Origin of the sequence: Flavobacterium sp. N1719, from assembly GCF_025947045.1 — a bacterium.
GTDB lineage: Bacteria > Bacteroidota > Bacteroidia > Flavobacteriales > Flavobacteriaceae > Flavobacterium > Flavobacterium stagni.
The window spans coordinates 1,765,754-1,790,632 of sequence record NZ_CP109993.1; the positions used below are offsets into that span (position 1 = coordinate 1,765,754).

Consider the following 24,879-nt stretch of genomic DNA (forward strand, 5'->3'; position numbering starts at 1 on the left):
TTTTATTATTTTAAATGAACATCCACTAAGGCATTCATCCCCGGACGTAATACTTTAATTTTATTCGGATCATTAGAAGCGTCTAACGTAATTTTTACAGGTAAACGCTGAATGGTTTTTACAAAGTTTCCAGTAGCATTATCGGGTGGTAACAATGAAAATTTAGCACCTGTAGCCGGAGAGAAACTAGCGATGGTTCCGGTGAATTCATCATCAGGGAAGGCATCTACTTTGATAGATACTTTCTGACCTTCCACCATTTTATTCAATTGTGTTTCTTTAAAATTGGCTACCACCCAAGGTTCTTTGTTGTTGACAATATAAAAAAGTGACTGACCCGGTTGTACAAATTGTCCTACTTGAAGGGCAATTTTTGAGACTTGGCCATCAATAGCAGCGGTAACTACCGTGTAGCTTAAATTTAATTCAGCAGCTTCAAGTGCCGCTTTTGCACGGTTGATGTTGGCTTGCGCTACGGCCGTTTGTTTTCCTGAAACTACTGTTCGAGACGCAGCTACTGATTTTTGATAAGCCGATGCTTTTTGTTGCTCAAGAATCACTTTCAATTGATTTTCGGCTTCTAATTTGGCCGCTTCCGCTTGTTCAAACTGTTGTTTGGTGATTGTTCGGTTTTTGTACAAATTGGCGTAACGTTCATAATCGTTGGTAGCACGGGTGAGGCGAACTTTTGCCGTTTCGATATTCCCTTTAGTCGATTGGAGATTGGCATCCGAAACCGATACATTGGCGCTGGCCGAACCTACATCAGCTTTGGAAACTTCAAACGAACTTTCAGCAGCGGCAAGGGCTGCTTTGGCATCTTCTAAACGAACACGGTAATCGCGATCATCGATGATAAACAAGGTATCGCCTTTTTTTACTTCTTGGTTATCTTTTACCAAAACTTGCGTAACATACCCACTCACGCGAGGGATGATAGGGTTCATGTTTTTTTCAATTTGCGCATCATCGGTAATTTCATGCGCTTGCGCATGTTGGTATTTGTAGATTCCATACCCGCCACCTACGATAAGTAGTGTAACAAAAATGAGAATGAATTTTTTATTGGTCTGACGTTTTTCCATGATTATTTTGAATTGGGAGTTAGCGATTGAATTAATTTTCCAGTAGCATATTGTAATTGATAGTATTTCAAAGCCACATCGGCTTGGGATAAGGCAAAATTGATTTTACTTTGCAATTGTTGCACATCGGCTTCTAGCAAGTCGTTGGTGTTGGCCAAACTGTTGTCGTATTTGTCTTTGACAATGCGGTAGTTTTCGTTGGCTTGATCAACACCAAGGGCATAAACTTGGTTTTGTTTGCGCGACAAAGCATAGTTTTCTTGGGCTTCAAGTGTTTCTGTTTCTATTTTTTCGTTCAATATTTTGACCGCTTTTTGAGCTGTTTCGGCTTTACTTCGGGCCAATTGCACTTCTTTTTTGTTTTTGAAAATTGACGCAACATCATAACTGATCCCTACGCCAAAGTTCATGGCATTGGTAACCGTCATGACGTCTTTTAAGTCAAAAGCGATGTATCCGCCAATTAACGTTAGGGAAGGGTAGTAGTTGGCTTTTGCAATTTGTATCCCTTTTTGAGCGGCTATTTCACGGGATTGTAAGGCTAATAAATCACTGCGAGTACCATCGAATTGTTGGAGTTCGCTGGCGGCCATTTCACGTTTTATGGTATCAATATCAATGTTGATTTTAGTGCCTTTGGGGTAATTCAACAATTCATTTAAACGAAAGGTAATAATGTTCACATTTTTAATAGCATTGTCTAAGGATAATTGCACGTTTGATTCTTGCAATTGGGCTTTCAAAAGATCGTTTCGCGCCATCAACCCATTATCTACCATTGCGGTAAAATCAGTACTGCGTTGGTGGGCGCTTTTTAAATTTTCTTGAAACAAAGTGACCATTTCATTGGCTTTGTATAGATCAGCAAAGAGTTCGACCACTTCCAAGGCCAATTCCTCTTTGGCGTGTTGGGTGTCCCATTTTTGTGCGTCGTACAAGCTTTTGGAAGCGGCAATACTGTTTTTTAATTTGAAACCATTGAAAACCGGCATATTCGCATTGGCCTGACCAATCATCAAGCTGGAAACTTTGACGCCACTCCCCACATTTAGAGGAGAAGAAATGTTGGCATTCGTGAGTTGCATGTATTGTCCAGATAATTTGAAACCCGGATATTGGTTGTTTTTCATACTTTCCCATTCCAACTTGGCTGTTGTTTCTTTTTGGGCAGCAAGAAGTGCTTCGTCACTTTGTTGGGTTACGAGTTCTACCGCCTGTTTGAGCGATAGGGTTTTGGTGTCTTGTGCGTAAGTGAAAGACGCAAATAAGATCAAAACAAATAAAAACTTAAACTTCATAAGTTAAGAGGGCTTTGATGGTTAATTTAATGTGTTGCTTTAATGGACCGTTGATGTAGTTTTCAAAAGCCTCATCGGAAGTAAGTCCGTATAATTTTTCATAAAAATGACGGTTCATACTAAAATTCATCAAGGTGCCAATAACGAGCGTAGGGATGAGTCCGATATTCACGGTTGGACTAAACAATCCTTTTTGTTGACCTTCATGAATCACGTTTTCCAACATTTTTAGGTTGTTGATTTTGACTTCGGTAAAATGTTGCGTATCGATATCCCTTTTCTTAGTCATGATTTCAAAATGAAGGATTTGATACATGTTTCGATTGCAATTGATGGTATCGAAATAGAGGTCGATCATTTGTTCTATTTTCTCGATCGGACTCAATTCTGTTTGGAATAGGTTTTCCATCTTGAGTTTGAGGGCGGCAGCTCTTTTTAGAATTAAGGCTTCCAAGAGTTTTTCTTTGGAGCCAAAATAATAGGAGATCATAGCGATGTTGATATTGGCTGCTTTGGCAATATCGCGAACCGAAGTGCCGTCAAATCCTTCTTCAGCGAAGAGGGTTTCGGCGACCTTCAAGATCTCCAATTGTTTGTCGTTGAATTCCATTTTTTTAATGTTCAATAATTTGACAAGACAAAATTAAACATTTGTTTAAATTAAACGTTTGTTTAAATTGATTTTAACAGAATATTAATGGAGTAGGGTAGTATAAGAAAAATCTATATTAGACTTTTAAAAAATTAAATACCAATTAGATGAAGTGTTTTTTTATAAAGTTATTGTTTAAAGTAAAAATGTTGTAACCAATTGTCGAGTAGTGTTTTTCCAAAAGGAGTTAGAATGCTTTCTGGATGGTATTGTACGCCATAAAGGTTGTAGTTTTGGTGGCGAATGGACATGATTTCTCCCTGTAAAGTTTGGGCAGTAATCACTAAATCAATTGGAAAATTTTCAGGGCTAATGGTCCAGGAATGGTAGCGCCCTACTTCTATAGTTGAAGGTAAATTTTGGTATAAAATATCAGACGGTTCGGTTATTGTAATTGGAGTGGCGATGCCATGATACACGGAGTTGAGGTTGGCTAATTTTCCGCCAAAAACTTCTCCAATAGCTTGCATCCCCAAACAGATGCCGAGGATATTTTTTGTGGCAGCATATTTCGTAAGAAGGGGGATTAGTATTCCAGCTTCACTTGGTAAACCGGGGCCGGGCGAAAGAACGATACAATCAAAATCTTCCACGTCATCGAGTTCGATTTCATCATTGCGATACACAATCACTTTCGCCCCAAGCGCTTCCAAATAATGTACAAGATTGAAGGTAAAGCTATCGTAATTGTCGAGTAATAGAATCGGTTTCATGGGGTCAAATATAACGAGAAAAAAAAAGCCTCGGACTTACCGAGGCTTTCTATAGCAATATTTCCCTTGAATTAGAATTGTAACGAAACGGTTACATCAAATTCGTCACTAATAGTAGCATCACCTAAGTTGTCAAAGAAGCTTCCTGATTTGTATTTGATCCCGTATTTTGTACGGTCAATTTTGAAAGATGTTGTAGCAGTATTGTCTTTAACAGTGATTTCAAATTGTACTGGAGCTGTTACATCTTTGATGGTTAAATCAGCAGATACACCAAATACACCATTTCCTTTGTCAACGATTTTTTTGAAAACCAATTTAGAGGTTGGGAATTTATCCGTACCAAAGAAATCATCTGCTTTTAAGTGACCGTTAAGTTTTCCTTGGTATTCTCCTTGTAAATCGGTTGCTGTTAACGAAGTCATGTCCACTACAAATGAACCTCCTGTTAATTTTTTACCTTTGAAAACTAAGGTTCCCCCTTTGAAGTTAACTGTACCATTGTGTTGTCCAGTTACTTTTTTACCTACCCATTCGATTTTGCTTTTCGCCACATCGATTTTTTTATTTTGAGCGGTTACGATAGTTGAAGCGGCTACGAATAAAGCCAACGCAATTGATTTGAAATTTTTCATTTTTTCTTGTTTTTGAATTAGTGTTATAGAGTTACAAATAAGTCGTTTTCAGCTTTACGCACTTTAGCGTAATGTTGGGTGTCATCCTCAGCATGACGGTATCCAATTGCACAAACCACAGCTGCATTTAAGTTTTTATCGTTTAAACCTAAAATTTCGTTGTATTGTTGTGGGTCAAAACCTTCCATCGGAGTAGTGTCGATTTTTAATTCGGCAGCCGCATTCATTAAGTTACTTAACGCGATATAGGTTTGTTTTGCGGTCCATACGTTGCGAATTTCCATCGGAATGTTGTTGATTGCACCTTTCATGAAATCCACATACCCTTGTACGTTTTCAAGTGCAATTCCGCGAGTTTGGGTTAAATTTTCGAAGTATGCATCGATTTGATCGTTACCTAGATTTAATTCGTTGGCAAAAACAACCAAATGCGAGGCGTCAACAACTTGTGACTGACCCCATGAAGCGGGTTGTAATTTGGCACGTAATTCTGGATTTTCAACAAAAATAACTTTGTAAGGTTGTAAACCATAGGAAGAAGCCGATAGGTTGATCGCTTCTCTAAGAGTGGCTAAATCAGCAGCACTTACTTTACGTGTTGCATCATATTTTTTGGTCGCATAACGCCATTTGGCATTTTCATTAAATTGACTCATAGTAGTTATTAATTATTAATGGTTCTAAATTTTTCTAGTAATTGAATTAAATTTTGTATTTCCTCCGAAGTAAGATTTTGCGTAAAAAGCTGTTCATGTTCAACAACAATGGGGTCCAATTCTTTTAACAAATCCAATCCCTTTTCTGTTATAAAAATTTCCATTTTACGACGGTTTTCGGGACAAACATTACGCGTTACCAAACCTTTTAAAAGCAATTTATCAATCAAACGCGTGGTATTGCTGTTTTTGGTAATCATGCGCTCTTGAATCACACACATGTTCGCCGGATTCCCTTTTTGTCCCCTTAAAATGCGCAAGACATTGTATTGCTCACCCGAGAGTTCGAAAGGCTTTAGCGTTTCATAAAATTTTTCAGCGACCACATTTTGGGTATACATCAAATTTAAGATGACCCGTTTGGCATCATCCAAAGAAACATTCGATTTTATAATCTCTTCAATCTTCATAATTGTAATTACAAAATTTGTAGGTACAAATGTATGATTATTTTAAATACTTGTATATACAAATGTGTGTTATTTTTTTGTTAATCTTTTAAGATGGGGTTTTGGCAAAGGAGGTAAAATGCACTATTTTTGAAAAAAAAAGATCATGCAACATTTGTCTCAAGAAGCGTGGGCAGCGCAATTAGCTGCAGATGAAAATGCCGTAATTTTAGATGTTCGAACCGAAGAAGAATGGGAAGACGGAATTATTCCGGGTGCACTATTGAACGATATATATAAAGGACAAGGATTTATTTACCGTTTGGAAGAATTGGATAAATCCAAAAATTATTACGTGTACTGTAAGGCAGGTGGGCGAAGTGCCCAGGCCTGCCAAATTATGAAGCAATTGGGGTTTGAACACATCTACAACTTGGAAGGTGGTTTTATGAATTGGCAAGGCGAAGTTACTCAGCCATAACCTTGTTTTTTCGTTTAGCATTCACTGTTTTGTGGTGAATAGAGGCATAGAATTCCTTAATGCATTTGCGGTGGAATTGTGTGGCCTTTACTTCATGTATTGCTTTGTTTTTTTCCAAAATCACCAATCGGTAGGAATGGAATTTATGTACTAATGAGTACGATGTCATAATACTCCCTATAGCTAAGGTTGACCAAAAAAGCATTGCTTCGTTGATGATGTATAAAAAATAAGCCACAGCTAAGAATAATATACCTGCAGCAAACAAAAGTAAATTTACAGAGAAAATACGCTTTTTAAACAGATTAACGGTTGAGATAGATTCTAAATCAATCGATTCTTGTTGGGTACCATTGATTAAAATTACTTGGTTAGGAGTAATCAAACCAAATTTTTTGCTAAAATGCACAAACTGATTGTTGTTTTTTAAGGTAGTCATGGCTCTCGTATTTAAAACCATTTACGAAAGCTTGTGTTGTTTGGATTTTAATTTTTAACTATTATCTGTGTATTTTTTTATGTTTATGATAAATAAAATTTATTCTTTTTGTAGTGCGCACCTTTTCATAGGGATTAAAAACCGAAAATATATTTAAAGAATAAGCCTGCATGAATTTGCAGGCTTTTTTTGTGGAGACGCCGAGAATCGAACTCGGGTCCAAACAAGCAATCGAATAGCTTTCTACACGTTTAGTTCTTGATTGGATTTTCGTCAAAGAGCAAGGCCAAGAACAGCCACTCTTTGCTTAGCTTGATCAGTGTCAGAAAGGATTTAAAGCATTACCTTTCCTAGGTTTACTTTTACGGTTCACCTTGACCAACCGCCATAAACCAAGGCTTTTGAGGTGAATCTAGCTTCTCGTCCTTGACGAGACTAGGCAAATCGTACTAAACTTCGGATTAAGCAGCTAAAGCGTAATTATTTTCGCCGTTTATAAGTGTGTACCTTTGGATTAGCGAGCAAAAAGTACAATGCTCGACGTGCTTACTATTTAATTCCACTCGCTGTCAAAACCAGTCGTCCCCTGGAATTTTCCCTAATAAGGAGGGCAAATGTAGGTAAAATCAATGAAATCAAAAAACTTATTCCCCATTGGAAACCGTGTCACCCAAAGCAAAGGGATAATCCCCAAATAAGGCGGAAAGGTTTTTTAATTGATAGGTTTTTTTGGTGTATTTATTCGATAAGGCAATGATTACCGTATTTTCATGGCGCAAAGTGATATAACTCGATGTATTGCCGTGCCACCAACCGTTGTGATAATACAATTTTTTACCGTTTTTCCACTCGCGCAAACGGATACCCAATCCGTAATTTTTCTCACCTTTGGATTCATAACTGTAGCCTTTGTACACTTGATCCAACAAGTCTTTACTGAGAAAGTCGGGCGAATTTCGGGCCAAATCAAATTTTAATAAATCCCTTGGCGTTGAATAAATATTTTTATCACCGTACACTGCATCTAAAAAGTCAAAACCGTATTTCACATAGTTGTACTTATATGAGGGAGTCGCTTTATCTTTGGGACTGTCCTCATCAAAAACATAGGTATTGGTCATGCCCAGTGGATCAAAAATAATTTCCTTCATGGCATCGCGGTATTTTTTACCGGTTACTTTTTCGATCACCAAGGCCAACATGGCGTAATTGGTGTTGTTGTAACTAAAATGCGTGTCCGTTTTGGTTTCCAACGGGATTTTTTTGGTCATAATGACATTTAATAAATCCTGGTTGGTCAAGGTTTTTTTGCGGCCCCAAATTTTTGCATCATCACAGAAGTAATTGTATTTTTTCATGCCACTACGGTGATTCAAAAGGGTGCGAACCGTCACTTCAGTGTAAGGAAATCCGGGAAAAAGCGTGGTTAGTTTTTGGTCCAATTCCAATTTCTTCGCATCAATCAATTTTAAAATGGCAGAAGCCGTCAATACTTTTGAAACCGAAGCAATATGAAGTGGAGTGTTTTCTGAATTGAGCAGGTTATGTTCTTTATCGGCATAGCCTTCGTAGCGCTCATAGATGATTTCCCCATTTTTGGCCACTAAAAAACAAATGTTTTCAAAGTTGTTGTTGAAGAATTTTTTAATGTATTTTTCAATTTCATTCTTCTTAGCATTCTTATACGATTCTTCCAATTTAGGTAATGAATCTTGAGGAGGAAGCATGGCGTATTCAGGGCCATTATACTCTTTTTTCTGTCCGCCCGATTTGTGGCAACCCACAAACATGAGTGCGGTAATGAGCGTTATATAGAAGTAATTATTTCGGGTCATGGGTTAGTCGTAAAAAAACAAATATAGAAAGTCAGTTCCCTATTTTTTTACCCAAAAAATTGAAAAAATAACAAAATTATTAACAGCGTATCCCAAGCATCTGACCCTGAGGTGACAACCATTTGGTGAATTTCGACCAAAAGTTTTGAAATCGTTTTCGTTACCCGTACTTTTGGACGCATTTTAAAATAAAAGCAAGAATTATCATGATTTTTGGAGTAGTCAAAGAACGAAAAAATCCACCCGATCGCCGTGTGGTTTTTACCCCCGAAGAATTAGTGCGTTTACAAAACGAACATCCTGAAGCCAAAGTAAAAGTGGAATCTTCCGACATTCGTGTTTTTCCGGATGAAGCGTATGCCAATTTGGGTATTGATGTCGTAACCGATATGCAGGATTGCGATGTGTTATTTGGGGTAAAAGAAATTCCGGTAGATGCTTTGATTCCCAATAAAAAATATTTTTTCTTTTCCCATACCATAAAGAAACAACCCTACAATCGTAAGTTGTTGCAAGCGGTTTTAGCCAAAAACATCGAATTGTACGATCACGAAACCATCGTGGATGCCAACAACAAACGCTTAATTGGTTTTGGTCGTTATGCCGGATTAGTTGGGGCTTACAATGGGTTCCGCGGATTTGGAATTAAATACGAATTGTTCAATTTACCTAAGGCTGAAACCTTACATTCGAAGGAAGATTTAATTGCCCGATTAAAGCGTCAGACGTTACCAAACATTAAGGTTGTATTGACGGGTCATGGTAAAGTAGGGATGGGAGCCAAGGAAATTTTGGATGGTATGAAAATGAAACAAGTTTCCCTAGAAGATTACCTCACCAAAACCTACACCCAACCGGTTTATACCCAAATCGATGTTTTGGATTATAATAAACGTATTGATGGACAAGTAAAAGATAATAAAGATTTTTACACCCATCCCGAAGCCTATACTTCCGATTTTGAACGGTTTACCAAAGTGAGTGATGTGTTTATTGCCGGACATTTTCACGGTAATGGCGCACCAGATATTTTAACACAAGACATGTTAAAAGCTCCCGATTGTAAAATTAAAGTTGTCGCTGACATCTCCTGTGATGTGGACGGCCCGGTAGCATGTACCGTTCGCGCAACCACCATTGCTGAGCCTTTCATGGGGTATTTAACCAACGAACACAAAGAAGTACCTTTTACCCATCCTGGTTCTATTATGGTCATGTCTGTGGATAATTTACCTTGTGAATTGCCCAAAGACGCTAGCGAAGGATTTGGAGAAATGTTTATGGAACATGTCATCCCGGCCTTTTTTAACGGGGATAAAGACGGTATCTTGCAACGGGCGAAGATGACCGAGGGAGGAAAACTCACTCCGCGATTTGCGTATCTTCAAGATTATGTTGATGAAAAATAAAAGGAATCCCGGCCAAGTGTCGGGATTTTTTTGTCAAAATAGTTATATTTAGACACACAATTAAGTATCATGAAACTACGTTTTTTCCTACTGGGATTCCTATTTATCGTTGCCCCGACTTTTGGGCAACAGGTTTTACCTTTTGTGGAAAATTTTAATAAATCCGATTATCAAGGTGATAATCAGGTATGGAATGTAACGCAAGGAGAAGACCATGCGTTGTATTTTGCCAATAACCACAATTTAGTGCGGTACAATGGTGTGCAATGGGATAAATATCAATTGCCGAATAAAACAATTATCCGATCGGTTTATGCAGATGGGAAGCGAATATATTCAGGTTCGTATAACGAATTTGGGTATTGGGAAAGAAAGCAAGGAAAAATGCACTACCATTCGTTGTCGGCTCGTAAAAAATTATTTTTAGGAAATTCGGTCAATGAAGAGATTTGGAAAATATTCAAGTTCAAAGGAGTAATTTACTTTCAATCGTTCAATCAATTGTATGCTTTAAATGGTAATAGTGTTCGTAAAATTGATTTGCCAGGTCAAATTTCCTATTGTTTTCCTATTGATTCTACAATGTATATTGCTACGGTGAATAAAGGCGTCTACACCTTTGATGGGGTTACTATGCAACCGCAAAAACAATGGTCTATTTTGGAAAATAAAATTATCCACGGGATAGAACAAGTTCAGCAACAATTGTATTTTTTTACCCGAAATCATGGTGTTTTTGTGGCTAATAATTCGTCTATTACACCTTGGAATCACGCTTTAAATCTACAATTACAATCGGAATTAATCAATTCCGCTAAAATGATTGACTCGTATCGATTGGCCATCGGTACAGCATTCAAAGGGGTATATATTGTTGATCTACAAAACCAAACGTTTACCAATATTAACCGAAATAATGCCTTAAAGAACAATTCGATTTTATCCATTTGTTTGGATAATGAAAAAGACCTTTGGTTGGGTATGGATAATGGAATTGCGCACATAGAGATCAACTCGCCATTTCTTACCTACAATGACACCAGTGGTGTTTTGGGAACCGTATATGCCATTGCACCTTTTGAAAACGGCTATTTATTAGGGTCTAATCATGGATTGTTTCGGTATCAAAATAACGTATTGCAATTAGTGAAAGGCTCTCAAGGGCAAGTTTGGCAAATTGATAAAATAGGGGCCAATTATGTTATTGGTCATAACGATGGGACGTTTACTTATTCAGCTGGAAATTTTGCCAAATTGAGTCCGGTCACGGGTGGATGGAAATTGTATAAAAGTCCGTTTGGAGATGGGTATTACCAAGCCAACTATTCAGGGATTGCACTATATGATTCGCGTTTACAATACCAAGGAAAACTCGATAAAATTCAAAAACCGATTCGAAACTTGATTCAAATAAGTCCTGATGAATTGTATGCGGTAGATAATTACAAAAGTCTGTATAAGATTTTATTGGAGCAGGGAAAAGTAAGCCAAGTGATCAATATCACGGCATTGAATAAGATAAAAAACGATTTTAATGTCCGACTGTTTGAATTCAAAGGATCGCCCTTTTTTTACTTAAATAATCAATGGTATACGATAAATCAAGTAACCAATAAATTGGAATCCAACGCTTTATTTAATTCTAATTTTAAGGCTATAACCTCGTGCACATCCATTGATGATGATCATTTTTTGATTGGGAAAAATGGATTGTTGTTTGTCATCACATTTGAAAATAATCAATTCAAATGGCAATTGATTCCGAAGAAATATTACCAAGGAAAAAATAGTGCAGAAGATACTCAGGTAGTGAAGCAAGGGAATAAATTGATTATCAACTTGGACGACGGATTTTTTATTTATGATTATTTGGCCCATCGAAAACCCATCCAACAATATCCCATTGAAGGATATTATAACCATTCTTTAATTGATGATGCAACAACCATTCAATTTAATCAAACGGTTGATATAAACATTTTAACACCTTATTTTGGGTTTAATCGTGAAGATCTGTTTTATAAATTAAATGAGGAAGGGGAGTATAAGTCAGCCGACGGAGGCCATATCACTTTAAATAATTTGCATTCCGGAACACAGGAAATCCGAATTTATAAACGTCAAGGAGCCAACTTTCAGCAAGTGGGGTATTATTCTTTTCAGGTGGCTAAACCTTGGTATTTTTCAGTTTGGATGGTTTTGGTCTATTTGATTTTGATTTCGGGTGGATTGTTCTTGTACTACCGATGGAACAAAGTGCGCTATATTGAAAAACTTCGTTTGAAAGAGGAGGAAATGCGCCACCAACAAGTCGTTTACCAATTGGAATTGGATGCAGACAATAAGTTAAAGATTCAAGAATACGAAAAGAGTATTTTGGAAATTCAAGTGCAGAAAAAAGCATCGGAAGTAGCAGGGAAGTCGCTTTCCATAGCCAAACAATCCGAGATGATTGATTCAATTCTAAAACTTTTGGAGAAAGAAAATGATTTGGATTCCTTAAAAAGTAACATCAAAAAAGTAATCAAGTTAAATTCCATCAATAAAAAAGAATGGGAAACTTTTGAGAATAACTTATACAAGAGCCATGAAGATTTTGTAAAACGATTAACGGCTCATTGTGAAAAACTTACCTCCAAGGACATCAAATTGTGTATTTACCTTAAAATGAGTTTATCTTCTAAAGAAATAGCCCCTTTGATGAATATTTCTTTTCGTGGAGTTGAATTACATCGGTACCGACTACGAAAGAAATTGAACTTAGCGTCAGATACAAGTTTGTCTAGTTTTATAAATACGTTATAATTGGATTGAAAAAATGAGGGGTTAGTAAATTAATCCCTATTTTTTTATCAATTAGTCACTTCAATTTACTGCATCACAACTACATCATTTGGGTTTTTATATGAGAGGTATTTTATTTTTAATTAACATTTTAAATTGTTGAAAATAAATAATTTAAAATTTATTTATCAAAAAATGATGTAGTAATGTAGTGTACTTAATCAACACAACTATAACGTTGTAATACCTAAATTCGTTGACAATTAACCTTAAAACAACAAAATAGAGTATGAAAAAATTAGTATTGCTTTTGTTGCTTATTTTTCCAGTGTTTATGCATGCACAAAACATTTCTGGAAAAGTAGTAGACAAAAATGGTGCTCCTCTGGTAGGAGTCAATGTGAAAGCAATCAATTCCAAGCTTTCCACCATCACCGATCAAGATGGTAGTTTCAAACTAAATCTTAAAGAAGTGGATGACTTACAGTTTTCCATGATTGGATTTGAAACGGTAACCCTTAAATCTAATGCCACATTAAACCCTGTAGTGTTAGCCGATGCAACTACGAAATTAGACGATGTGGTAGTAATTGGGTACGGTACCCGAAAAAAAATTGACAATACTTCAGCAGTACTTTCATTAAAAGCAGAAGAGGTAACCCGTACCAAAGTTTTGAATGCTGTACAAGGTATTCAAGGAAAGGCAGCAGGGGTTCAAGTTGTCGCATCTGATGCACCGGGTTCACAACCTTCAGTTATTATACGTGGTTTGGGGACTGCGTTAGGAGGAAGAAATCCCTTGTATATAGTGGATGGGATGCCTACTAACGGAATAGGAAATATCAATTCCAATGATATTGTTTCCTTTGAAGTGCTTAAAGATGCTTCTGCCTTGGCGGTATATGGTAACCGTGCGGCAAATGGGGTAATCATTATTACAACCAAAAAAGGAAAAGGAAAATTAAATGTTGAATTGGATTCTTTTGTAGGGTTCAGAACGCCGCAAAGTGTGGTGAAAATGGCAGGAAGTAACAAGTATGCTTTCTACAGCAATATGGCTTTAGGCTCTACCACATTTTCACAAGATCAACCGGTGAATACCGACTGGTTTAAAGCGATAACACGTACAGGAAATTATACCCAAAACAACATTGCCGTTTCTGGTGGGAATGAAGAAGCTAAATATTTTTTCAGTTTAGGTCGTTACAACGAGCAAGCGATTTTGAATGGGATGGATTTTAGCCGAATTACTTTCCGTACGAATAACGAATTTAAAATTTCAAAACGTATTACGCTTGCCCAAAACTTGAGTATTGCTACAAACAATAACCAACCCAAACCGTATTCGGCTTTTACTACAGCTTACAAACAATCGCCAATTGTACCTGTTTACTTTCCATCAGGACAGTATGGTGTTTCTTTTGTTGGAACCAACGGATTTGCTTCAACCACAGGAAGTTCGTTCAACAATGTAGGGAATCCGGTTGCGCAATTGAATTTCTTTGACGAACAACAACGCGGGATGACCTTACAAGGCGGATTAAAATTGGATATTGAATTGGCCAAAGGATTGAAATTTTCATCCGTGTACAATACGGAATACAATACCTTCCGTAAATACAATTACTCGGATGATTTGAGTATTTGGTTAGCTGCAGATCCAACGCGAGTAGCTTCAAACTATCCTGGAGGTAGTAATTTAAACACATTAAACCGTGAAAATTCTCGAAATTACAGTTGGAACCTTTCCAATTACTTTACTTTCAACAAAGTTTTTGCTCAAAAACACGATGTTGAATTGGTAGCAGGTATGGAGGCTACAAGTACAGGAAGTGGTTTTATTACTACGACAACGTTAAAAAATGTGAGTCCGAACTCCAATTACTGGTCTACTGCTGGTAATGAATTATTGCCAAACGTTACGAGTTATAAAGAGACTATGTACAACGAGCGACGATTAAATTCCTATTTTGGTCGTTTGCAATACAAATACAACAACCGTTATTTACTATCGGCCACTGTGCGCCGTGACGGTTCTTCCCAATTTGCTAAAGATTACCGTTGGGGAACGTTCCCTTCAGTAGGTTTGGGATGGATTGCTACCAATGAAGACTTTATGAAAGACATCAAAGGATTGGATTTCTTAAAAGTTCGCGCAAGCTGGGGGAAACTAGGAAACCAAAACGTTCCATTAAATAACCAAGCTTTCGCTACAGGTGGGGATTATAATTACTACATGACCCAATATTTATCTGGTATTACCATCAATTCTCAAATCGACCCTAAATTAACTTGGGAGATTACACGAGAAACCTCTGGTGGTTTTGATTTTGAAACCTTAGGACGTCATTTGAAAGGATCATTGGATTTTTATAATAAAAAGACAGAGAATGTTATTTTAAATATTCTTCCATACAGTACTGCAGGGGTTAGCGATGCAGCACCTGGTCATGTGGGCGTAGTTTCCAATAAAGGGTATGAGTTGTCGTTGCGTTGGGATGGTAAAGTAAATGATCAATTGACCTATTTTGTTTCAGGTAACTTCAACCACAACCGTAATATGTTGGATAGCTTGAATAACCCCAATATTGCCACACAAACAGGCGGTGGATTAGGAAACGGTCAATTCACTAAAATTATGGACAAATCTTCTGTTGGCCATGCTTTAGGAAGTTTCTTCTTGTATGATTATGCAGGTTTAGATGCCAATGGGCAAATGTTATATTACAAAGCCGATGGTTCTAAAGTAACGCAAGATGCTTTGGTTTATGCTGACCGTAAATATGTAGGTTCTGTATTGCCAAATGCTACTTACGGATTGTCGTTTGGTATGAACTATAAAAACTTTGACGTGACTGTGGATACTTACGGAACATTAGGTTCAAAAGTGTACAACGGTAAAAAAGCGCAACGTTTTTCTGGAGAAAACATAGAAGATTCAATTGCTTCTGATTTTTGGACTGCTCAAAATACAGGCGCTTCCAATCCTGCTGCGTTTAACCAAGTTCCAGTAGCTTCTACATACTACTTAGAGTCCGGTAATTTCTTCCGTGTAAACAATATTACAGTAGGGTATAAGTTGCCAGAATTTACAAAATACATTTCGTATGCTCGTGTGTATTTCAATGCCATCAACCCATTCATCGTGAAAAAATTCTCTGGATTTAGTCCTGAATTATTAGGTAATGGAAATCCAACAGACACCATGGGAGTGGAATTGGATGCTTATCCAACCTTAAGTTCTTTTGTGTTTGGTGTTAACCTTAAATTTTAATTAAACTATGAAAAAGTTATATATCCCATTAGTTGTTTTGTCAGGTCTATTGTATGTAGGCTGTTCAAAAGACTTTTTAGATGTTGATCAAACCGAGAGTATTTCTACTTCCGATTTGGCATTGTACAACAATAATGAAGGTGCAAAATCCTTTGTCACTTCAATTTATGCGAAATTTTTAGATTGGAACATGACTTCTTTCTCTTGGAATGGAATGACAAGTATTGCTTCCGATGATGCCGATAAAGGGTCGTCTCCAGGTGATACCGGTACCGATAAGGATTTGATGGATGCTTTAACCTATAATGCTTCAAGTTTATCGGTTGAAGAAGTTTTTTTGGCGCAATACCAAGGAATAAATCGATGTAATCAAGCCTTGTATTATATTCCACAATTAGACAATGCTGATGCCGATTTACGTGCCCGGTTAATTGGTGAAGCCAAATATTTACGTGCTTTTATGTACTTTAATTTGGTTCGCATGTACGGTGGCGTACCTATTGTTGACCACGTTCCAAATCCTTCTTCAGACGCGGATCGCGTGATGGAATTGACCCGTCGTTCCAAAGCGGAAGTGTATGCTTTCATCGAACAAGATTTAATTGACGCCATTGCGGTTTTACCCGCAAAAAGTGCCTATGCTTCTACCGAGAAAGCTAGAGCTTCTGTTGGTGCAGCCCATGCTTTATTAGCAAAAGTATCGTTATACCAACAAAAATGGCAACAAGCTATCGATCATTGCGATGCGGTTACAGGTTATAGTTTAGCACCTACATACGCTTCACAATACCGTTTATCCGGTGAATTTGACACCGAATCTATTTTTGAAATTTCAGGGGTAGGTTCTGCTCCCGGAAAAGGGATTCAAGGCTATTCCGCTTCTCAAGGTGCCCGTGGTGCTGGAGGTTGGGGCTGGGGCTTCAATACGCCTTCGCAAAGTTTAGTGAATGCTTATGAGTCGGGTGACGCTCGTAAAGATGCGACCATCATTTTCGCAGGAACCACCTTGTATGACGGGCGCTTTGTTCCTACAACTGTAGAAAATCCACGCTACAATTATAAAGCGTATTCTTCTAGTTTTACCGATGGATGGGAAACCGACGTGAATATTAAATACTTACGTTATGCTGAAGTGCTTTTGATTAAAGCTGAAGCGATGAACGAATTAGGTCAAACATCAGGCGCGATAAGTTTGGTGAATACCATTCGTAACCGTGCAGGTTTAGGTAATACAACCGCACTTTCTCAAGGTGATGTTCGAACAGCTATTTGGAAAGAACGTCGTCTCGAATTGGCTTTTGAACACGATCGTTTCTTTGATTTAGTGCGCACAGGTCAAGCACAAGCGGCTTTTGCACTTGACGGAAAAACGTTCGTAGTGGGTAAACATGAATTGTTCCCAATTCCTCAAAAATTTATTAATGAATCAGCCGGATTATCTTCACAAAATCCTGGTTATTAATCCCTTTATAGTATCATGAAAAATAGAAATGTACTTGCGCTTTTTTGTGCTACCCTGTTCACAACAGTAGCCTTAGTGAGCTGTAATAAAGAGAGTATTGATGAAGATAATGCTCCAATTCCGTATGCTCCCATTGGAGGATATGCCAGTTCCGATGAAATTTCACCTAGTAATTTATTGGTGAAATGTAGTTTTGAAGACAACATTACCGATTCTAAAAATGGAATTAGTGGTGGTAACGGTACCGATGTTACCTATCAAACAGGTGTAAAAGGGAAAGCCTATCAAGGATCTTCCTCTGCTTTTATCGCCTATGATAATGTGTCTAATGATGTGAAGAATTTAACGAGTATAACGGTATCGGGTTGGATTAAAACAAATCCCCATACCGGTGGTGCCCAATGTTTGTTTATGTTACCCAAAACAACAGATTTCTGGGGCAACATTTTTACATTGATTGAAGGAACGGGACCGAACACGACCATGCTCGTGAAAAATCATATTCAAAAAGATGTTACACCTTCCATCCCATGGAGTGGGCAATGGATTGTGCACGATGGTTCCAATGTATTGAACAACATGTTTGGTGTATGGAAACACATGGTTTGGTCTTACAACGCTACAACATCTACTTACAGTATGTATATCGATGGACAAAAGTTGACGTTACCTGAATCCATGTCGAAACGCTATACCAATGATCCCGCTTCCGGTGGTGTGCCTTATGGAAACTTAGCCAGTTCAGATGTGTCAAAATTCGTTATCGGTGGCTACCAACAACATTTAGGTTCGCCTTGGAGTGCTCCGGATGGTTGGATGCTTCACTATACGGGTCTATTGGATGAATTCCGTATTTACAATACTGCTTTAGCCGACAATGATGTACGTGCTTTGTATTTGTTAGAAAAAGATAACAGGTAATATTTTGTTTTTTTAGTAACCACCTTTTATCTCAAAGGGTGGTTACTTTTTTGATTATGAAAAAAAATATGCTAAAAGCAATCGTATTGGCACTGACGGTTTGGGCCTGTTCTTCTTCTTCAGATAGCAGTTCGTCAGGTACGCCATTAAACACTACTCCTGAGAATCCCGTGGTTTATACGGATACCGAACTCTTGGATAAAGTGCAACAAGATGCCCTAAAATATTTTTGGGAATATGCCGAAACCAATTCAAAATTGGCGCGCGAACGTTACCATACCGACAATCCATCCTTTGAATCCAATATTGTCACTACAGGTGGCTCTGGATTTGGATTGATGACGATTGTTGCAGGTGTCAATCGCGGATTTATCAATCGTGCTGAAGCGGTAAACCGACTGACTACTGCCCTGAATTTTCTCGAAAATGCCGATCGCTTTCACGGTGCTTGGTCGCATTGGATCGATGGAAATACAGGTCATGTCATTCCGTTTGGAACGGTCGATAATGGCGGCGATTTAGTCGAAACGTCCTTCCTTTGTCAAGGATTAATTTGTATTCGCGAATATTTTAAAAATGGGAATGCCACCGAACAAGCCCTCGCTCAAAAAGCAGATAACCTTTGGAAAGGGGTAGAATGGGATTGGTATACCAAAGGTGAAAATGCACTTTACTGGCATTGGTCACCCAATTACGGTTGGCAAATGAATATGAAAATCGAAGGTTATAACGAGTGTTTAATTACCTATGTAATGGCCGCCGCTTCACCAACGCATCCTATTTCGCCAATAGTGTACCAACAAGGTTGGGCGCGAACTGGCGCAATTGTAAATTCAGGAGTCCAATTTGGCTTACCTGTCGTGCTTAATTATAATGGGGCTACAGGGAATGTCGGACCCCAATTCTGGTGTCAATATTCCTATTTAGGATTGGATCCACGCGGTTTGACGGATCAATATGCTAATTATTGGACACTTACTCAAAATCATAGTAAAATCATCAATCAATACTGTATTGCCAATCCACACGGCTATACCGGTTATTCGGATAAATGCTGGGGATTAACCGCTAGTTATACCCGCAATGCCGATGGTTCCACGGGCTATACAGCACACCAACCCAATAATGATACGGGCGTTATTACTCCTACAGCTGCACTATCCTCAATGCCCTACACACCCAACGAATCGATGAAGTTTTTACGGTATTTATACAATGAAAAAAAATCGAGTTATGTAGGTGTGGCCGGACCCTATGATGCGTTTTCACCACAATACAACTGGGTAACGCCACGGTATTTGGCTATCGACCAAGGCACTATTGCGCCCATGGTTGAAAATTACCGCACAGGATTATTGTGGAATTTATTCATGCAAGCACCCGAAGTGAAAACTGGATTGCAAAACCTCGGATTTTCATCAACCCAACACGGATTCTAATGAAAAAATTAAGTGTACTACTTTTAGTATTTTTCGGTTTCACCAGTTTTGCTCAAGAAACCAAGGCACTTTTTGAAGAAAAAATAACCAAAAAAGTCACTATGGGCTATGTCCTACAGTTACCTGAAAATACGAAAGAAAAATACCCGCTCATCGTTTTTTTACACGGTTCGGGTGAACGGGGAACTGACCTAGAACTAGTCAAAGCGCACAGTCCGTTTACGTATCAAAATCTGATCAAAGAACCCTTTGCCATCCTGGCGCCTCAATGTCCCGAAGGCATTTGGTGGGACACGGAAGTGGTTTACGAACTCATCAAAAAAACAATCGCTAAAAACAATATCGATCCCAGTCGCGTGTACTTAACCGGACTCAGCATGGGCGGGTGGGGGACCTGGAAATTGGCTCTGGAGCATCCCGAACTCTTTGCCGCAGTGGCTCCCGTTTGTGCGCCTGTTGATCGTATGATGCTTTTTACCGCTGAAAAATTAAAATCAAAACCCATTCGGATTTTTCATGGCGCACTCGATGATGTAGTCACTCCTGATAATTCGATTGAGATGTTTCAAAAATTAAAAGGAATTGGAGCCAATGTCGAATTAACCATTTTCTCCAACGACAATCACAACAGTTGGGATTCTACCTATTCAAATCCTGAATTTTATACCTGGTTATTCCAACAACACCAATAAATCGGCTTCGGCCACCATAGAAACTACAATGAAACTAAGAACTACAGTACTTACTTTTTCTCTTATTGCCCTCACCGGATTTGCGCAAAAGAAAAAGACAACCACACAAACACCCAAAGAAAAATTTGTCAACGAATTGTTGGCAAAAATGACCTTGGACGAAAAAATAGGACAACTCAATTTACCAGGCTCCGATGACTTTGTTACCGGTCAAGCCAAAAATACTAATGTGGCACAAAAAATCCGCGATGGAAAAGTCGGCGGATTATTCAACATAAAATCGCTCCAAAAAATTAAAGACGTTCAAAAAATAGCCGTTGAAAATTCACGCTTAAAAATTCCACTACTTTTCGGAATGGACGTCATTCACGGTTACGAAACCACATTCCCGATTCCTTTAGCGATGTCTTGTAGTTGGGATATGAACTTGATCGAACGCAGTGCCCGCATCGCGGCTATTGAAGCCAGTGCCGACGGTATCTGTTGGACCTTTTCTCCCATGGTCGATATTTGCCGTGACCCGCGTTGGGGTCGCATTGCCGAGGGAGTAGGGGAAGATCCGTATTTAGGAAGTTTGATTTCCAAAGCCATGGTTAAAGGATATCAAGGCAAAGATTTAACCGCAGACAATACAATCATGGCCTGTGTAAAGCACTTTGCCTTATACGGAGCACCCGAAGCCGGCCGCGATTACAATACCGTGGACATGAGTCGGATTCGCATGTACAACGATTATTTTCCACCTTACAAAGCCGCTGTTGACGCCGGGGTTGGTTCGGTAATGGCTTCTTTCAATGAAATCGATGGGGTGCCCGCAACAGGAAACCGTTGGTTGATGACCGATGTATTGCGCAAACAATGGAAATTCAACGGATTTGTAGTTACCGATTATACGGGAATCAATGAAATGACCGACCACGGCATGGGCGACCTACAAGAATGTTCGAAGCTAGCCTTAAAAGCTGGAATTGATATGGATATGGTGGGTGAAGGATTTTTAACCACATTGAAAAAATCATTAGCCGAAGGCAAAATTACTACCGCCGATATCGATGCTGCCGCCAAACGAATTTTAGAAGCCAAATACGATTTAGGACTTTTTCAAGATCCTTACAAATACCTAAACGAAACCCGTCAAAAGACTGAAATTTATACAACAGCACATCGTGCAGAAGCCCGAAATCTCGCAGCTCAATCCATCGTACTCTTAAAAAATGACAACCAAATTTTACCACTTAAAAAGTCAGGAACCATCGCTTTAATCGGACCCTTAGCCAACAATGCGGAAAACATGGCAGGAACTTGGAGCGTGGCTACCGTGCAAAAGAATTCAATTCCCGTTTTAAAAGGATTCGAAGATGCTGTGGGCACCCAAGCTAAAATTATGTATGCCAAAGGTTCCAATCTCGATGACGATCCCGTATTTGAAGACAATGCCACCATGTTCAGTAAATCGCTAAACCGCGATAACCGCACTAAAAAAGAATTGTTGGATGAAGCCATTTCGGTTGCCAAACAATCCGATGTTATCGTTTTAGCATTAGGAGAATCAGCAGAAATGAGCGGGGAATGCAGTAGTCGAACCAACTTGGAAATCCCTCAAGCCCAAAAAGATCTTTTAAAAGAGATGTTGCAATTAGGAAAGCCTGTTGTACTTCTGTTGTTCAATGGACGTCCCATGGTTATTACAGAGGAAAATGCAAAAGTTCCTGCCATCCTCGACGTTTGGTTTGGCGGTTCTGAAGCCGGACACGCCATCGCCGATGTCGTTTTTGGCGCAGTAAACCCTTCCGGAAAATTATCCACTACTTTCCCAAGAAGTGTCGGACAAATTCCAATCTTCTATGCTCATAAAAACACCGGCCGCCCACTGCACAATACGGAAGGGAAATTCGAAAAGTTCCGTTCCAACTATCTAGATGAGCGCAACGAACCCTTATACCCCTTTGGATACGGTCTTAGTTATACCACGTTTACCTACGGTAAAGCCACCCTTTCTGCTCCAAAAATGAATGCTAAAGGAAAAATCACGGTTTCGGTTCCTGTATCCAATACGGGTAATTACGACGGGAAAGAAGTCGTGCAATTGTACATCCGCGATGTGGTAGGTTCGGTAACCCGCCCCGTTCGTGAGTTGAAAGGATTTCAAAAAATTGAATTAAAAAAAGGGGAAACGCAAACCGTCACGTTTGAAATCACCGAAAACGATTTGAAGTTTTATAACAATGCCTTAGAATTTAAGGCCGAACCCGGAAAATTTGAGGTGTTCGTCGGAACGAATTCCGATACCCAAAACAAAGTTGAATTTGAGTTAATTAGATAATACCTTTCATGTTTTAAACAGAAACCCTTTAGTTGGAGTTTGGCTAAAGGGTTTTTTCTCCAAAAAGGATAATGTATCTTTAGCCAAAATTTAGTTCGAATGAAAAATCTAATAACTACAGCTTTGCTCATACTGGTAACTCTAGTTCAAGCACAAACCACAACTTCACCTAGCAAAGAAATTCAAGTGAATTTCCAACTTACCGCTCAAGGGCAACCTTCGTATACGGTGAAATACAAAAACCAAGACGTGATCTTAACCTCTACGTTGGGCATCGAATTGAAAGATATTCCCGCTTTAGAAAAAGGGTTTAGCTTGATCAATTCCTCTGAAAAAGCCATGGATGAACCCTGGACGCCCGTAATGGGCGAGTACGCGGTGATTCAAAATAAGTACAACCAACTCACCCTGAATCTGCAACAAAAAGAAACAGGTCGTTTAATGAACATCATTTTCAAAGTGTACGATGAGGGCGTGGCTTTTCGCTATGAATTCCCGAAACAACCCAATCTGAATTATTTCATCATCAAAGAAGAAAATACCCAATTCAATTTGGCGGGCAATCACAAAACCTTTTGGATTCCTGGCGACTACGATAGCCAAGAATATGTGTACAATGAAACGCCATTCTCGGATATCGATGTATCCAAATTGGATATGAACAATGGGATCGGACTCAAAACAATTCGCGATAATCACCGCATCCAGTCGCCCCTCATGATGAAATCAGCCAATGGTTTATACCTTAATATTTTTGAAGCGGCTGTGGTGAATTATCCCGTAATGCACCTGAATTCGGTTCCCGCAAAATATCAATTGACATCACACTTAGTGCCCAATGCCATTGGGGATAAAGCCTACCTACAAACGCCAGCTGTTTCACCATGGCGTACGATTTTTGTCAGCGACGATGCCCGTAAAATCGTAGCCTCAAAAATGATTTTCAACTTAAACGAACCCTGTAAAATCAAAGACGTTTCCTATATCAAACCTATGAAATATGTTGGTGTTTGGTGGGAAATGCACGTGGGTAAATCCACCTGGGACTTTGCCGGTTCGCAAAATGCACAAAACGCCGCCGACGGGTCGCTAAAACCTTCAGGCAAACACGGCGCTACTACCGAAAACGTAAAACGCTATATCGACTTTGCTGCCAAACACGGCTTTGACGGCGTATTGGTCGAAGGTTGGAACGTGGGCTGGGAAGACTGGTTCGGGAACTGGAAAGAAGACGTTTTCGATTTCGTGACTCCCTATCCTGACTTTAATCTAAAAGCAGTAAACGATTACGCCAAATCCAAAGGCGTGAAAATGATCATGCACCACGAAACCTCAGGTTCGGTAGCCAATTACGAACGCCACCTCGATCGTGCCTTCAATCTAATGAAAGAATACGGCTATCCTGCTGTGAAGTCGGGCTATGTGGGCCGAATCATTCCTCGAGGTGAATTCCATGACGGACAAACCATGGTAAACCACTTTAATTTTGTGGCACGCCGAGCAGCCGACTTTAATTTGATGGTTAACTCGCACGAGAGTTCGCGCCCTACAGGTTACAGTCGCACCTATCCCAACTACATCGCTGCCGAAGCCGCTCGTGGCAACGAATTCAACGGTTGGAGCAACGGAAATCCGCCCGCTCACGAAACCATTTTGCCGTTTACCCGCTTGTTGGGTGGCCCAATGGACTATACGCCAGGGATTTTCGAAATTAAAATGAGCTACTACGACAAAACCAAAACGGAACAAGTGCATACCACCTTAACCAAGCAATTGGCGTTGTATGTAACTTTATATTCGCCGTTGCAAATGGCAGCCGACTTACCCGAAAACTACGAGCGTTACCTCGATGCATTCCAATTCATCAAAGATGTGGCGGTAGACTGGCAAGATTCCAAGTATTTAGAGGCTGAACCGGGCGATTATTTGACCGTAGCCCGCAAAGAGAAAAACGGTGAGCGTTGGTTCCTTGGCGCTATCACTGATGAAAATGCACGTTCGAGCGAAGTCAAATTGGACTTCTTAACGCCCGGCAAAAAATACAAAGCCATCATCTACCAAGATGGAAAAGGCGCCGATTGGAAAGATAATCCCAAAGCCTACGAAATCAAAACCATGACGGTAACGTCCAAGTCCAAATTAAAAGTAAACCTTGCCAAAGGCGGCGGAACTGCAGTTAGTTTCGAGCCGATTCAATAAGTTTTTGTATGAGCTATTTCCTGCTATCCACTGCAAGCCGCGTTTGTTCTGGCCCTTTGAATACCACCGCCCGTGAGCTCCTAAAGTCGCTACGGCCAATGGGTCAAAGTACGGCCGTCACCGCACGCGGGCT

Annotated in this window: 19 protein-coding genes and 1 other RNA gene; 10 read left to right on the forward strand and 10 right to left on the reverse strand. The window is 39.2% G+C overall.

All coding sequences use genetic code 11. The annotated features are described in order from the left end of the window. Positions 1–5: 5 nt before the first annotated feature. The 7 genes from OLM45_RS07575 to OLM45_RS07605 all read right to left on the reverse strand — a co-directional run bounded on the left by OLM45_RS07575 (position 6) and on the right by OLM45_RS07605 (position 5,509). On the reverse strand, positions 6–1,085 hold the full coding sequence (locus tag OLM45_RS07575; protein ID WP_264509405.1) for an HlyD family secretion protein: 1,080 nt from the start codon (positions 1,083–1,085) through the stop codon (positions 6–8). Positions 1,086–1,087: 2 nt separating this feature from the next. Beyond that, positions 1,088–2,383 carry a TolC family protein gene (locus OLM45_RS07580; RefSeq protein ID WP_264509406.1) on the reverse strand — a complete coding sequence of 432 codons (1,296 nt, stop codon included), beginning with the start codon at positions 2,381–2,383 and terminating at the stop codon, positions 1,088–1,090. Next, entirely contained in the window at positions 2,373–2,993 is a 621-nt protein-coding gene (locus OLM45_RS07585) for a TetR/AcrR family transcriptional regulator (RefSeq protein WP_264509407.1), read from the reverse strand. Before OLM45_RS07585 ends, OLM45_RS07580 begins: the two co-directional genes overlap by 11 nt. 170 nt (positions 2,994–3,163) lie before the next feature. Further along, on the reverse strand, positions 3,164–3,748 hold the full coding sequence (locus OLM45_RS07590; RefSeq protein ID WP_264509408.1) for an anthranilate synthase component II: 585 nt from the start codon (positions 3,746–3,748) through the stop codon (positions 3,164–3,166). 71 nt (positions 3,749–3,819) lie between these two features. Further along, entirely contained in the window at positions 3,820–4,383 is a 564-nt protein-coding gene (locus tag OLM45_RS07595) for a YceI family protein (RefSeq protein ID WP_264509409.1), read from the reverse strand. 23 nt (positions 4,384–4,406) lie between these two features. Further along, positions 4,407–5,039 carry an NAD(P)H-dependent oxidoreductase gene (locus OLM45_RS07600; RefSeq protein ID WP_264509410.1) on the reverse strand — a complete coding sequence of 211 codons (633 nt, stop codon included), beginning with the start codon at positions 5,037–5,039 and terminating at the stop codon, positions 4,407–4,409. An 8-nt stretch (positions 5,040–5,047) separates the two neighbouring features. Then, a complete protein-coding gene (locus OLM45_RS07605; protein WP_129460891.1) occupies positions 5,048–5,509 on the reverse strand; it encodes a MarR family winged helix-turn-helix transcriptional regulator in 462 nt (153 codons plus the stop codon). Between the two features lie 145 nt (positions 5,510–5,654). Here OLM45_RS07605 and OLM45_RS07610 point away from each other — a divergent pair, with 145 nt between their 5' ends. Then, complete coding sequence (locus tag OLM45_RS07610; RefSeq protein WP_264509411.1) at positions 5,655–5,969, forward strand: rhodanese-like domain-containing protein; 315 nt, start codon at positions 5,655–5,657, stop codon at positions 5,967–5,969. On the opposite strand, the gene OLM45_RS07615 is transcribed toward OLM45_RS07610, so the two are convergent. The 3 genes from OLM45_RS07615 to OLM45_RS07625 all read right to left on the reverse strand — a co-directional run bounded on the left by OLM45_RS07615 (position 5,956) and on the right by OLM45_RS07625 (position 8,243). After that, positions 5,956–6,408 carry a hypothetical protein gene (locus OLM45_RS07615; protein ID WP_264509412.1) on the reverse strand — a complete coding sequence of 151 codons (453 nt, stop codon included), beginning with the start codon at positions 6,406–6,408 and terminating at the stop codon, positions 5,956–5,958. The genes OLM45_RS07610 and OLM45_RS07615 overlap by 14 nt on opposite strands. A gap of 189 nt (positions 6,409–6,597) precedes the next feature. After that, positions 6,598–6,995: a transfer-messenger RNA gene (gene ssrA, locus OLM45_RS07620) on the reverse strand. Between the two features lie 57 nt (positions 6,996–7,052). Next, a complete protein-coding gene (locus OLM45_RS07625; RefSeq protein WP_235829028.1) occupies positions 7,053–8,243 on the reverse strand; it encodes a serine hydrolase domain-containing protein in 1,191 nt (396 codons plus the stop codon). Between the two features lie 206 nt (positions 8,244–8,449). On the opposite strand from OLM45_RS07625, the gene OLM45_RS07630 reads away from it, so the two are divergent. The 9 genes from OLM45_RS07630 to OLM45_RS07670 all read left to right on the forward strand — a co-directional run bounded on the left by OLM45_RS07630 (position 8,450) and on the right by OLM45_RS07670 (position 24,746). Further along, complete coding sequence (locus OLM45_RS07630) at positions 8,450–9,652, forward strand: NAD(P)-dependent oxidoreductase (RefSeq protein WP_264509413.1); 1,203 nt, start codon at positions 8,450–8,452, stop codon at positions 9,650–9,652. 69 nt (positions 9,653–9,721) lie between these two features. After that, positions 9,722–12,457: a LuxR C-terminal-related transcriptional regulator gene (locus tag OLM45_RS07635; protein ID WP_264509414.1), complete on the forward strand. Its 2,736-nt coding sequence runs from the start codon at positions 9,722–9,724 to the stop codon at positions 12,455–12,457. 268 nt (positions 12,458–12,725) lie between these two features. Then, positions 12,726–15,710 carry a SusC/RagA family TonB-linked outer membrane protein gene (locus tag OLM45_RS07640; protein ID WP_264509415.1) on the forward strand — a complete coding sequence of 995 codons (2,985 nt, stop codon included), beginning with the start codon at positions 12,726–12,728 and terminating at the stop codon, positions 15,708–15,710. A gap of 7 nt (positions 15,711–15,717) precedes the next feature. Next, positions 15,718–17,172 carry a RagB/SusD family nutrient uptake outer membrane protein gene (locus OLM45_RS07645; RefSeq protein WP_264509416.1) on the forward strand — a complete coding sequence of 485 codons (1,455 nt, stop codon included), beginning with the start codon at positions 15,718–15,720 and terminating at the stop codon, positions 17,170–17,172. Between the two features lie 15 nt (positions 17,173–17,187). Beyond that, on the forward strand, positions 17,188–18,093 hold the full coding sequence (locus OLM45_RS07650; protein WP_129460900.1) for a LamG-like jellyroll fold domain-containing protein: 906 nt from the start codon (positions 17,188–17,190) through the stop codon (positions 18,091–18,093). Positions 18,094–18,161: 68 nt separating this feature from the next. After that, entirely contained in the window at positions 18,162–19,532 is a 1,371-nt protein-coding gene (locus OLM45_RS07655) for a glucoamylase family protein (RefSeq protein ID WP_264509417.1), read from the forward strand. Continuing rightward, positions 19,532–20,224, forward strand: coding sequence for a prolyl oligopeptidase family serine peptidase (locus OLM45_RS07660; protein ID WP_264509418.1), 693 nt, complete (start codon positions 19,532–19,534; stop codon positions 20,222–20,224). The genes OLM45_RS07655 and OLM45_RS07660 overlap by 1 nt, the downstream gene beginning before the upstream one ends. 28 nt (positions 20,225–20,252) lie before the next feature. Then, positions 20,253–22,547 (forward strand): beta-glucosidase BglX, encoded by a 2,295-nt coding sequence (gene bglX / locus OLM45_RS07665; RefSeq protein WP_264509419.1) that lies wholly within the window; start codon positions 20,253–20,255, stop codon positions 22,545–22,547. Positions 22,548–22,646: 99 nt separating this feature from the next. After that, on the forward strand, positions 22,647–24,746 hold the full coding sequence (locus OLM45_RS07670) for a glycoside hydrolase family 97 protein (RefSeq protein ID WP_264509420.1): 2,100 nt from the start codon (positions 22,647–22,649) through the stop codon (positions 24,744–24,746). Positions 24,747–24,879: the final 133 nt, after the last annotated feature.